This window comes from Micromonospora kangleipakensis, assembly GCF_004217615.1.
Lineage (GTDB): Bacteria > Actinomycetota > Actinomycetes > Mycobacteriales > Micromonosporaceae > Micromonospora > Micromonospora kangleipakensis.
Map to the genome: position 1 here is coordinate 2,181,100 of NZ_SHLD01000001.1, position 11,903 is coordinate 2,193,002.

Annotated in this window: 11 protein-coding genes; 7 read left to right on the top strand and 4 right to left on the bottom strand. The window is 74.0% G+C overall.

Going from position 1 to position 11,903, the window contains the following annotated elements:
* Positions 1 to 451 precede the first annotated feature (451 nt).
* Genes EV384_RS10615 through EV384_RS10630 form a run of 4 tightly spaced genes read right to left on the bottom strand, consistent with a single transcriptional unit; the run spans position 452 to position 6,315 of the window.
* Positions 452 to 1,690, bottom strand: coding sequence for an MFS transporter (locus tag EV384_RS10615; RefSeq protein WP_130340423.1), 1,239 nt, complete (start codon positions 1,688 to 1,690; stop codon positions 452 to 454).
* 39 nt (positions 1,691 to 1,729) lie between these two features.
* Positions 1,730 to 2,311, bottom strand: a complete 582-nt coding sequence (locus EV384_RS10620; protein WP_130332473.1) for an isochorismatase family protein — start codon at positions 2,309 to 2,311, stop codon at positions 1,730 to 1,732.
* A 22-nt stretch (positions 2,312 to 2,333) separates the two neighbouring features.
* The gene (locus EV384_RS10625; RefSeq protein ID WP_130332476.1) at positions 2,334 to 3,620 is read right to left on the bottom strand and encodes a nicotinate phosphoribosyltransferase; all 1,287 of its coding nucleotides are present in this window, start codon (positions 3,618 to 3,620) and stop codon (positions 2,334 to 2,336) included.
* A 16-nt stretch (positions 3,621 to 3,636) separates the two neighbouring features.
* Entirely contained in the window at positions 3,637 to 6,315 is a 2,679-nt protein-coding gene (locus EV384_RS10630) for a LuxR C-terminal-related transcriptional regulator (protein WP_130332478.1), read from the bottom strand.
* Positions 6,316 to 6,592: 277 nt separating this feature from the next.
* Here EV384_RS10630 and EV384_RS10635 point away from each other — a divergent pair, with 277 nt between their 5' ends.
* The 7 genes from EV384_RS10635 (at position 6,593) to EV384_RS10665 (ending at position 11,881) form a co-directional block, all read left to right on the top strand.
* Complete coding sequence (locus tag EV384_RS10635; RefSeq protein ID WP_242624009.1) at positions 6,593 to 8,089, top strand: P-loop NTPase family protein; 1,497 nt, start codon at positions 6,593 to 6,595, stop codon at positions 8,087 to 8,089.
* A 103-nt stretch (positions 8,090 to 8,192) separates the two neighbouring features.
* Complete coding sequence (gene clpS, locus EV384_RS10640; RefSeq protein WP_130332482.1) at positions 8,193 to 8,483, top strand: ATP-dependent Clp protease adapter ClpS; 291 nt, start codon at positions 8,193 to 8,195, stop codon at positions 8,481 to 8,483.
* 2 nt (positions 8,484 to 8,485) lie between these two features.
* Complete coding sequence (locus EV384_RS10645; protein WP_207232576.1) at positions 8,486 to 8,986, top strand: DUF2017 domain-containing protein; 501 nt, start codon at positions 8,486 to 8,488, stop codon at positions 8,984 to 8,986.
* A gap of 55 nt (positions 8,987 to 9,041) precedes the next feature.
* Complete coding sequence (locus EV384_RS10650) at positions 9,042 to 9,530, top strand: M67 family metallopeptidase (protein WP_130332486.1); 489 nt, start codon at positions 9,042 to 9,044, stop codon at positions 9,528 to 9,530.
* 68 nt (positions 9,531 to 9,598) lie between these two features.
* The gene (locus EV384_RS10655) at positions 9,599 to 9,934 is read left to right on the top strand and encodes a MoaD family protein (RefSeq protein WP_130332488.1); all 336 of its coding nucleotides are present in this window, start codon (positions 9,599 to 9,601) and stop codon (positions 9,932 to 9,934) included.
* 12 nt (positions 9,935 to 9,946) lie between these two features.
* Positions 9,947 to 10,912: a PLP-dependent cysteine synthase family protein gene (locus tag EV384_RS10660; protein ID WP_130332490.1), complete on the top strand. Its 966-nt coding sequence runs from the start codon at positions 9,947 to 9,949 to the stop codon at positions 10,910 to 10,912.
* Between the two features lie 222 nt (positions 10,913 to 11,134).
* On the top strand, positions 11,135 to 11,881 hold the full coding sequence (locus EV384_RS10665) for an MBL fold metallo-hydrolase (RefSeq protein ID WP_130332492.1): 747 nt from the start codon (positions 11,135 to 11,137) through the stop codon (positions 11,879 to 11,881).
* Positions 11,882 to 11,903: the final 22 nt, after the last annotated feature.

Genomic DNA, 11,903 nt, shown 5'->3' on the forward strand with positions numbered 1-11,903 from the left:
GGCGCCGTACCCCTGAACAGGGGTGCGGCGCCCGGCGCCGTTTCTGCCGGGTCCCGGCTCCCGCTCGGCCCCTTTGCCGAGTGACGGTCCGCCGGCCAGGCTCGCCGGTCGCCGGGTGCGGCGGCCGCCTCGACGATCGGCAGCGCGGGGCAGGAACGGCTACGGACGGTAGTGCCTGTGGGGGCGGCGCTCGTCACGAGCGATATGACTCTCAGGCATATTTATGACTCTCAGGTATATCGCTCACCCGGCACCCGGGGGTGGGTAGCGGCGGCTGCCGCCCGTGGCTGACAGCAACTCCCGGGAGGTTGGGGGTCTCCGCGGTGCTGGGAAGCCGCGATATCCCGGAAGTTGCGTGCAGCAGGGGCAGGGTCTCGGGGCCCGAGCGGCGGCGGGCGTTCGACAGCCGGCCGGCGGGCGGCAGTGAGGGGCTGCGCCGGCGCGGCGGGGGTCAGGTGGTGACGGTGACCAGCTCGGCGGGGACGGCCTCGCCGGCGGTCTCCCGGCGGTGGCGCAGCTCGACGGGGAGCACGACGAGGGCGACCAGCACCCCGATGGCGCCGGTGACCGCGAAGCCCCAGAGGGGCGCCGAGGCGTCGATCACCGCGCCGGCGAGCGGGGCGCCGACGGCGATGCCGACGGTGACCGCGGAGCCGTGCAGGCCCATCGCCTCGCCGCGTACGCCGGCGGGGGCGAGCCGGCTCACCGCGTCGGAGGTCGCGGCGATGGTGGGGGCGCAGAGCGCCCCGGCCGGGACGAGTGCCAGGCAGAGCAGCCACCAGTGCGACCCGCCCAGCCCGACCGGGATGGTGCAGAGGCTGAGCGCGGCCATCAGCGCCAGCGGCGAGAAGGACCGGCTGACCGCCCCGTACGCGAACCCGCCGACCAGCGACGCGACCGCCCACATGGCCAGCACGGCTCCGGTCCAGCCGACCTCGCCGCTGGACCGCAGCACGGCGACCACCGCGACGTCGGTGCCGCCGAGCACCAGGGTGGCGGCGAGGCTCACCGCCAGCACGGCGAGCAGCCGGGGCGTGAGCCATTCGCGGCGGGGCACCTTCCGGTGCGGGCCCGCCGGCTCGTCGGCGCTGCGGGTGGGCGGGTTCAACAGCCAGAACGCGACGCCGGAGGCGACGATCCCGGCACCGACCGCCCAGAGGGTGGTGCGGGGGGAGATGGCGGTGGCCAGCGCCACGGCGAGCGCCGGACCGACCATGAACGACAGCTCGACCGACATCGAGTCCAGCGCGTACGCCGGGCGGCGGCGCTCGACCGGGACCAGCGCGGCCACCGACTGACGGACGACCGAGAAGACCGGCAGGGCGAGCAGCCCGGCCAGGAACGCGGCCGGCAGCAGCACCGGGTACGACAGCGCGGGGGCGCTGGCCCAGAAGACCGCCTCGGCGACGGTGGTCAGGACGAGGACCGGTCGCAGTCCGCGCCGGTCCACCAGCCGGCCGAGCAGGGGCGAGCCCAGCGCGGCGCCGATGGTCGATGCTGCGCCGACCAGGCCGGCCGCGCCGTATCCCCGGCCGAGGTCGAGCACGACGTAGAAGGTGAGCGTCACCCCGGTCGCGGTGAGCGGGATGCGCGCCAGCACCGACACCAGCAGCAGCGACCGGAGACCGGGCAGGGCGAGTGCCTGCCGGTAAGGCTTCAAGTTCACGACGGTCCGTACCTCCGGCGCCATCCTCGACCGGGGGTACGACAGCCGCAAGCGATTACCTCCTCAAGCGGTCCTGATCACAGGCTCGCCGACCGTGGAGACCCCGGCGCCGTCCATCGCCCGCAGCGCCACGTCGAGGGTCGCCGGCGCGACCGCGGCGGTGAGATCCAGCAGCACCGTGGTGCCGAAGCCCTCCTGGACGGCGTCCAGTGCGGTGGCCCGGACGCAGTGGTCGGTGGCGATGCCGACCACCTCCACCCGGTCCACCCCCCGCGCCCGCAGCCAGTCGGCCAGGCACTCGCCGTCGTCCGCGTGCCCCTCGAAGCCCGAGTACGCGGCCGCGTGCTCGCCCTTGTGGAAGATCGCCTCCACCCGCCCGGTCTCCAGGTTCTGGTGGAACTCGGAGCCGGCGGTGCCGACCACGCAGTGCCGGGGCCAGGAGTCGACGTAGTTCGGCGGCTCACCGAAGTGCGCACCGGGGTCGACGTGGTAGTCCTTGGTGGCGACCACGTGGTCCCACCGGTCCGGCTCGCCGGCGAGCAGCCGGGAGATGCCGGCCGCCACGTCTGCCCCGCCGGCCACCGCGAGGGACCCGCCCTCGCAGAAGTCGTTCTGCACGTCCACGATGATCAGCGCGTTCGCCATCGGCGTGGCTCCTTCCGAGCGTTCAGGTCGCGGGTACGACGGTCACCGGTACGGCGGGGTCGCCGCCGGAGAGCTTCAGGCCCTCCCACGGGATGGAGATCAGGCACTGCCGCAGGTGCTCCCGCGACTCGTCCAGCGTCGGCAGCGCCACGGGCTCGCCGTCGACCACGAACGAGCGCTGGAGGAGCCGGTCGTTGGGCTGCCGGTCCGGTACGCCCTGCGGGACGATTATCTCGTCGGTGGCGGTGCCGGTGGGCTTGTGCCGGCGTACCGCCACCTTCCGGCCGCCGATGGTGGCCTTGTGCTCGGAGCGCTTGACCACCGGCCGCCCGTCCACCTCGACCAGTTTGTAGACCAGGCCGGCGGTGGGCGCGCCGGAGCCGGTCACCACGGCGGTGCCGGCGCCGTACATGTCGACCGGCTCGGCGGCGAGCGAGGCGATCGAGTACTCGTCGAGGTCGCCCGAGACGATGATCTTGGTTTCGGTGGCGCCGAGCGAGTCGAGCAGTTCCCGGGACTGCTGGGCGATCACCGCCAGGTCGCCGGAGTCGATCCGGATCGCCCGCAGCTCCGGCCCGGCCACCTCGATCGCGTTGCGGATGCCCTGGCTGATGTCGTACGTGTCGACCAGCAGCGTCGTGTCCTTGCCCAGCGTGGCGACCTGCGAGGCGAACGCCGCCTTCTCATCGTCGTGCAGCAGGGTGAACGCGTGCGCGGCGGTGCCGGCGGTGGGGATGCCGTACCGCTGGCCGGCGGCCAGGTTCGAGGTGAACCGGAAACCGGCCAGGTACGCGGCCCGGGCCGCGGCCACCGCCGCCTCCTCGTGCGCCCGCCGGGACCCCATCTCGATCAGGGCCCGGCCCCGGGCGGCGGTCACCATCCGGGCGGCCGCCGCGGCGACCGCGCAGTCGTGGTTGAGCACCGACAGCACCAGCGTCTCCAGCACCACACACTCGGCGAAGCCGCCGGAGACGGTGAGGATCGGGGAGTTGGGGAAGAAGAGCTCGCCCTCGGCGTACCCGTCGACGTCGCCGGTGAAGCGGTAGTTGGCCAGCCAGTCGGCGGCGCGGTCGTCCACCACCCCGGTGCGGCGCAGGAAGTCGACCTCGTCGTCGTCGAACCGGAAGTCCCGGATCATCTCGACCAGCCGCCCGGTGCCGGCGACCACCCCGTAGCGGCGGCCCGCCGGCAGCCGCCGGCTGAACACCTCGAAGACGCAGCGGCGGTCGGCCGTGCCGTCCCGCAGGGCGGCGCTGACCATGGTCAGCTCGTAGTGGTCGGTCAGCAGCGCGGGGCGAAGGGTGCTCACCGGTCCAGCCTAGAGTTCAGGCGAGATCCCCGCCGTCGTGGCCCGGCATCGACCGGAGCACCGCCCTCAGCTCGGCCCGCCCGGCCACACCCAGCTTGCTGTAGACGCGCTGGAGGTGGTTCTCCACCGTCCGGCTGGAGAGGTAGAGCCGCTCCGCGATGGCCCGGCTGGTCACCCCGTCGGCGGCGAGGCGGGCCACCTCCCACTCGCGGTCGCTCAACGCCGGCCGGAGCTGTCGCAGCGCCGGCGTGGAGATCCGGTCGCAGCCGCCGAGCAGGGCGGCGAGCCGCTCCCGCGCCGGGCCGGTGGTGGCGGAGCGGCTCTGCCGCAGCCGGTGCAGCGCCATCGCGACCGCGTCGGCGGCGTACACGGTCAGGCCGAGCCCGGCCAGGCCCTCGGCGACGGCGAGCAGGTCGGTGGGGGAGTCCGCCACGGCGGCGCGGGCGTATCGGGCGAGCAGCGGCGGCAGCACCCCGTCGACCTGCTCGCAGAGCTCGGTCAGGCGTTGCGCCACCGTGCGCCGGCTGCCGTCGGTGCAGGTCGGGCCGACCGGGGCGGCGGCCTGGTCCAGCCGGACCAGGTCGAGCAGGACCAGCACCTCGTGGCCGGTGAGCCCGTCGGCGCGGAGCCGGTCGGCGAGCTGGCCGAGGTGCTTGGCCGCGCCGGGCAGGTCGCCGCTCGCCGCGAGCACCGCGCCCCGGGCCTGCTCCAGCCAGGGGTAGAGCACCGCCATCCCCGGGGCGTGGGTGCGGTCCGCCTCGGCCATCGCCTCCGCGGCGTGTAACGGGTCGCCGCGCAGCGCCGCCGCCTGGGCGCGCTCGGCGTGCGCCAGCCCGGCGTACACCCGGCTGGTGGCGAGTACCGCGCAGGCGCCCAGGCTGGTCTTCAGCGCCTCGTCGCTCTGCCCGCGCAGCCGCGCCGCGTACGCCTGGAGGATGGCCAGGTAGCCGCTGCCGAGCCGGAAGTCGCCGGCGCCCGCGAGGTCGGCGAACTCGTCCGCCACGATCGCGTCGATGCCGGCCAGGTCCCCGGAGAGCGCGAGCCGGGTGCCCCGCGCCAGCTCCATGGCGAGCTGGAGGTACGGCATGTCGCCCCGCCAGCGCGCCGCCTCGGCCTGCACCCGGGCGACCGCGGTCGCGCTGCGCCGGAACCGGCCCTGGGCGGCCTGGAGGTGGGCGATGGTGCACCGGGCCAGCTCCCGGGCGGCCACCGAGGCGGCCGGGCGGTCCAGCACGCCCTGGGCCAGCCGCAGCGCGGCGGTGGTGTCCAGCCGGTGCAGCCGCATGATGGCCTCGAAGGCGCGGACCCGGGCCAGGTCGGCCAGGTCGGTCAGCTCCTCGCTGCGGGCGGCGATCTCCTCCACCGTGGACTCCCGGCTCAGCCCCCAGTAGCTGACCATGCCGCGCACCGTCAGCCAGCGGCTGCGCCGCCGGTCGGAGCGGACGTCCCCCGCGACCGAGTCGAGCACCTCGATCGCCTCGTCCGGCCGGTCGGCGAACATCAGGATGGTGGCGAGCAGCTCGGCGGCGTCGAACCCGCCCTCGGCCTCCAGCGCCGCCCGGGCCAGCCGGGTCGCCAGCGGCACGTCGTACCGGCCGAAGGCCTGGGCCGCCGCGTCGAGGAGCAGGGCCGGGTCCTGCGCGGTGCCTGAGTCCAGTCGCCACACCGCCACCCGGAGCAGGTCGTCACGACGTCGCTTGCCGACCTGTTCCAGCAGGTCGGCCAGGGTCGCCTGGAGCCGGCGGGTCCGGCTCACCGGGCACTGCCGGCGCATCACCTCGCCGTAGAGCGGGTGGGCGAGCCGCACGTTCAGCCGCCGGTCGTCGTGTACGAGGCTGATCAGGCCGCGTTCCTCGGCGGTCTCCACGTCGGTCGGTTCCACCGCCCGCTCCAGGAGCTGCAGGCCGAGCGGCTCACCGAACGCGACCAGCTCGACCACCGACCGGACGCCGGGGGTGAGCTGGCCGATCCGGGTGTCGATCAGGTCGGTCAGGCTCGGCGCCAGCTCCAGCCGGCCGGTCCACTTCCAGATGCCGTACGTGCGGGTCAGCTCGGCGCCACCGGCGGCGGCCAGCACCAGCTCGCGCAGCAGCAGCGGGTTGCCCGCGGAGAGCCGGAACAGCCGGTCGGCCGAGCCGGCGTCGACCGGCCCGTCGAGGATCGCGGCGAGCAGCCCGGTGGTCTCGGCGGAACTCAGCGGGCCCAGCTCGACCAGGTCGACCAGGTCGTCGGTCCAGAGGGCACGGATCGGCAGCGGGATCTGCTCGCCGTTGCGCAGCGTCCCGAGCACGGTGGCGTTCTCGGCCCGGGAGATCAGGTGCACCAGCGCCGCCGAGGGCGAGTCGAGCAGGTGCGCGTCGTCGATCGCCAGCACGATGGTGCGCCCCGCCGCCTGCTCCTGCAGCAGGTCCACGGCCCAGCGCAGGATGCCGGCGGGGGAGAGGCCCTGGGGCTGGTCGGCCGGGAGCACCTGGACCAGCCCGCCGAAGGGCAGCGCGGCGGTGGTGGCGCTGGCCGAGACCGACCAGATCGCGTACCGGTCGGTGGGCAGGGCGGCGACTCCCTCCCGCAGCAGTCGGCTCTTGCCGACCCCCGCGCTGCCGCTGAAGAGCAGTCCACGCCCCTCCGGACTGCCGACCGCCGACAGCAGACGGTTGAGCTCATCCGTGCGGCCGACGAAGTCCCACCGACTCATCGCAGCAGCATATCGACGGTAATCCGTCCGCGCCTGCTCCGTCACGGAGCGAAGTTGAGTAGTCTGTTGATTACTGGTGAGTATCCGATGTGTTCGGCGGGGTGGGCCTGCGCCCGTACTCTTCCGGCATCCGGATGCCACCGCCGGATTTCCTCGCGACCGGCCCGCAACCCGGTCGCCCGCCCTGGGAGGCCGTCTGATGAAGCCGGGTCGCCTCCGCTCGGCCCATGTCCCCGAGGACGCGGGTGAGTCGACACAGCGGCTGTGCCGCGGGCCGATGCCCACCCGGCTCGGGGTGACCGCCCCGGGCCCGGACGAGCCGCTGGCCGTGGTGGCCGCCGGTCCGGCCGGCGCCGGCCGGCGCGCGGTGCTCGCCGCCCTGCTCGGGCTGGAGCCCGCGATGCTCGCCGTGCCGGCCGGCAGCTGCCTGCTGGTCAACCACGCACGGGTGCCGACCCGCGCGGCGTACGTGCCGGGCTACCGCCAGCCGCACTCCTACGGCGCCGACCCGGCGGCGGCCGGCCCGGCGCTGGCCCGTCCGCCGCGCCGGGTGGAGCTGAGCGTTCCCGATCCGCTGCTTCGGCACTTCGCCGTGCTCGACACCCCCGACACCGGCCCGCTCGGCGTGGCCGGGGGACGGGTGCTGCTCGACGCGATCGGACGGGCTGGCGCGCTGCTCTTCGTGATCTCCGCCGACCAGGCGTTCACCGCCGCTGAACTGCACCTGCTGGCCGAGGTTGCCCGGGCACCGGTTGAGGTCTTCTTCGTGGTCACCCCGGGGGCGACCGGCTGGGGCCCGGTCCGGGACGGCGGCTCGACGGAGGACACGGGAGCGTCCGTCCCGCTGCCCGTCCGCATCGGGGCCCCGGTCCAGGGCCGGGCCCGGGTTCCGGTCGACCCGGCCGCGGTCTCCGTCGCGGCCCACCGGGCCGCCCTGCTCGCCGCCGTGCCCGGGCTCGCCGCCGCCCGCTGGTACCCGGTTCGCCAGGGCGAGGACGCGGCGCTGCGCCGGGCCCTGGTCGGCTGGGCCGCCGACGAGGGGCTGCGCCGCGCCAGCGTGCAGCCGCCCGTGCTGCCGGGCGAGCACGGCCGGGTGAACGTGGTGCCGGGCTTCGACCCGGGTGACCTCGGCGACGGGCTGGACCGCCAGATCCGCTCCTGCGCTCAGCGGATCCGCCAGCACCTGGCCCTGGAGCTGGCCAACATCCACCTCCGGGTGGTGCAGGAGATCGTCTTCGGGGTCGGCCCCGCCGGCCTGCCGGAGCTGCTCGACCGGGAGTTGGAGGCCCTGTCGCTGCTCGCCACCGCCCAGTGCGACCAGGCCGTCCGGACCGTCCTCGACGAGGCGGCCGCCCGGGTCTTCGGCGCGCCCCTCGCCGAGGGGGTGCGTCGCCGGATCGTCAAGGCGGTGCGCTGGGGACTCGCCGACCCCCCGGCCGGTCGGGAGCTGGACCGGGTCCTCCTGGTCACCAGCACCGCCGGGGTGGCCGGGTTGAGCGGCGCGGGCGCCATCGACGCGCTGGCCGGCTTTCCCGGTGCGGAGCGCGTCGAGGCCCTGCCGCCGGTCGGGGTGGCCCTCTCCGGGGGCTGCTGGCAGCACTGGCGCGGGCCCGGCACCGACGACCCGAACGGTGCCCGCTCCTGGGCGCAGCGGGCGCTGCGCGAGGTGGAGCTGGAGCTCTCCAGCGAGGTTTCCCGCCGTTTCGAGGTGATCCGTCTCTCGTTGGGCGCGGTGCTCACCGATGCTGTCGACCACGGCATCCTGCTCGCCTGAGGTCGGCTGCGCCGACCCGTCGCCGGCCGCCCGGGAGGGTGATCCGGGCCGGCCCGGCGTTCCGGTTCATCGCTTCGCCGAATCCGGTGGCACGATGGGGGGCATGGCGGCTCCACAGGTTGCACCGGTCGAGACGCCGGACACCGACGAGGTGCCGGTCTCCGACCGGCCATGGGTGACGATCGTGTGGGACGACCCGGTCAATCTGATGACGTACGTGACCTGGGTCTTCCAGAAGCTTTTCGGATACAGCCGGGAGAAGGCCGAGCAGCTCATGCTGGACGTGCACCACAAGGGTCGGGCCGTGGTGTCCACCGGCGCCCGGGAGCGGATGGAGCACGACGCGTCGCAGCTGCACGCGTACGGGCTCTGGGCGACGGTGGACCGGTCGTGAGTATGTTCCGTCGCCACGGCGACCGGTACGTCGCCAACCTCGCCCTGGACGAGGTCCGGGTGCTGCGGAAGGTCGCCTCCGAGGTGGTCGGCCTGCTCACCGACGGTTTCGACCACAGCGACCCGGTGGTGAGCCGACTCTTCCCCGAGGTCTACCCGGACGACTCGGCGAGCACCGCCGAGTTCCGCCGGTACACCGAGGGTGACCTGAAGACCGCCAAGATCGACCAGGCCGGCGCGATCCTCGCCGCCCTGCCCGACTCCGGCGAGGCCGGCGGCGAGGTGCGTCTCGACGCCGAGGCGGCCGAGGCGTGGCTGCGCGCGCTCAACGACGCCCGGCTCGCGATGGGAGTCCGCCTGGAGATCAAGGACGGCACGGACCTGGGGGAGGAGCTCGACGACGCGGTCGCCGAGGACCCGACCTCCTCCCGGGTGTTCCAGCTGTCGGTCTACGCGTACCTGGGCTATCTGCAGGAGTCCCTGCTCAACGCCCTGATCGACTGAGTCGTGACGGTCGCCACCTCGCCGGGCGTGAGCGGCAGGCGCTAGGCTGGTCGGCGTGCTGAGCATCGACCGGTCGATCGTCGACGCGATCGTCGCCCACGCGCGCCGGGACCACCCCGACGAGGCGTGCGGCGTGGTCGCCGGTCGCGTCGGCAGCGACACCCCGACCCGGCACATTCGGATGGAGAATTCCGCCCGGTCCATGACGTTCTACGAGTTCGACTCGATGGAGCAGCTGCGGGTCTGGCGGGAGATGGACGACCGCGACGAGGAGCCGGTCGTCATCTACCACTCGCACACCGCGACCGAGGCCTACCCGTCCCGCACGGACGTCTCCTTCGCCGGTGAGCCGGGAGCGCACTACCTGCTCGTCTCGACCCGTGAGCCCGACACCGAGGAGATCCGCTCCTTTCGGATCGTCGACGGCGTGGTGACCGAGGAGCCGGTCCGGATCGTGGATGCCGCCGTGGACCCGCACGCCGTCCAGTCCTACATGTTCGGGCAGAGCCCGGCGACGGTCGACTACGAGTGTTCCGGCCGCTGACCTCTCAGCGCCGGCCCATTCCCTTCCGTCCCGTCACCGCGGCACACCCGATCAAGGAGCACGACATCATGGCCATCGAGGTTCGCATCCCCACCATCCTGCGCAGCTACACCGGCGGCGCGAAGGTCGTCGAGGGCGCCGGGGACACCCTGAGCGACCTGCTCACCGACCTGGACTCCCGGCACGCCGGCCTGAAGGCCCGGCTGGTCACCGACGCCGGCGCGCTGCACCGGTTCGTCAACGTCTACGTCAACGACGAGGACGTCCGCTTCCTCGGCGCGCTCGACGCCAAGCTCAACGACGGCGACAGCGTGACCATCCTGCCGGCCGTGGCCGGTGGCGCGTTCGGCTTCGCGGCGGCTGCCGCGATCGCCGGCCACCGCGCGGCCGTCGCCGCCCGCTGAGGGCGGTCTTCCATGTCGCGGTACGACAGCCTGCTCGACGCCTGCGGCGGCACACCCCTGGTGGGGCTGCCCCGGCTCTCGCCGACGGTGCCCGAGGGGGCGCCGTCGGTGCGGCTCTGGGCGAAGTTGGAGGACCGGAACCCGACCGGCAGCATCAAGGACCGCGCTGCCCTGTTCATGGTCCGCGCGGCCGAGGAGGCCGGCCGGCTCCGCCCGGGTGACACCATCCTGGAGCCGACCAGCGGCAACACCGGCATCTCGCTGGCCATGGTGGCCAAGCTGCGGGGTTACCGGCTGGTCTGCGTGATGCCGGAGAACGTCTCCACCGAGCGGGTCCAGCTGCTCCGGATGTACGGCGCGGAGATCATCTTCTCGCCGGCCGCCGGCGGCTCCAACCAGGCCGTCGCCACCGCGAAGCAGATCTCCGCCGAGCACCCCGACTGGGTGATGCTCTACCAGTACGGCAACGAGGCGAACGCCCGGGCGCACTACGAGACGACCGGGCCGGAGCTGCTGCACGACCTGCCCACGATCACCCACTTCGTGGCCGGTCTGGGCACCACCGGGACCCTGATGGGCACCGGGCGCTACCTGCGGGAGAAGGTCGACGGCATCCAGGTCGTCGCCGCCGAGCCCCGCTACGGCGAGCTGGTCTACGGCCTGCGCAACATCGACGAGGGGTACGTCCCGGAGCTGTACGACGCCACCGTGCTGTCGCGCCGCTTCTCGGTGGGCACCCGCGACGCGGTGCTGCGCACCCGTCAGCTCGTCGAGGTGGAGGGCATCTTCGCCGGGTTCTCCACCGGCGCGATCCTGCACGCCGCCCTGGCCGTGGCGCACGAGGCGGTCCGGGACGGCCGCCGGGCCGACGTCGCGTTCGTGGTCTGCGACGGCGGCTGGAAGTACCTCTCGACCGGGGCGTACGGCGGCACCCTCGCGGACGCCGAGGACGCCCTGGAGGGGCAGCTCTGGGCCTGACGCGCCGGTCCGGGCCGGTCGGCGGAGACGCCGGCCGGCCCGTCGGCGCCGGCTCGCGGCGATTCGCGTACGGGTGTCACGTTGATGACATCTTCCGGCAGATGATTCTTGGGCCGCAGTGGCGGCGCGTAGGCTGCGCAGCGTGGCGTACGCGTCGGTAGAGATCATCGGCGGGGCGGTTGCCGGCGCGTCGACTACGCGGCGTGACATCAGGACGACCGGATGCGACTGACCGTCCTCGGCTGCGCGGGCAGCTTCCCCGGCCCCGAATCCCCCTGCTCCGCCTACCTGGTGGAGGCGGAGGGCTTCCGGCTCCTGATCGACTTCGGCTCGGGGTCGCTCTCCACGCTCCAGCGCTACGTCGGGCTGCACGCCCCCGACGCCATCCTCCTCACCCACCTGCACTGCGATCACATGCTCGACGCGGTGACGTACGTGGTGGTGCGCCGGTACGCCCCCGACGGCCCGTACCCGCCCCTGCCGGTCTACGCGCCCTCCGGCGCACCGGACCGGCTGGCCGCCGCGTACGGCCAGGAGGGCGGCACGGTCGAGGACGTCTACCAGTTCTACGGCCTCCAGCCGGGCACGTTCCCGATCGGCCCGTTCACCGTCACCGTGGACCGGATGAACCACCCGGTGGAGACGTACGGCGTGCGGTTGGAGCACGACGGCCGGGTGCTCTGCTACTCGTCGGACACCGCCCCCTGCGACTCGTTGCTGCGGCTGGCCCAGGGCGCCGACCTCTTCCTCTGCGAGGCCAGCTACCTCGACGGCGTGGAGAACCCGCCGGACCTGCACCTCACCGGCCGGGAGGCGGGCGAGGTGGCGACCAAGGCGGGCGCCGGCCGGCTGCTGCTCACCCACCTGGTGGCGGCCTGGGGCAGCGAGGCGCACACCCTGGAGTCGGCGGCCGCCGCGTACACCGGTCCGCTCGAGGTGGTCCGCGCCGGCGCCTGCTACGACGTCTGACGCCGCCCGGCGCGCCGGGTTG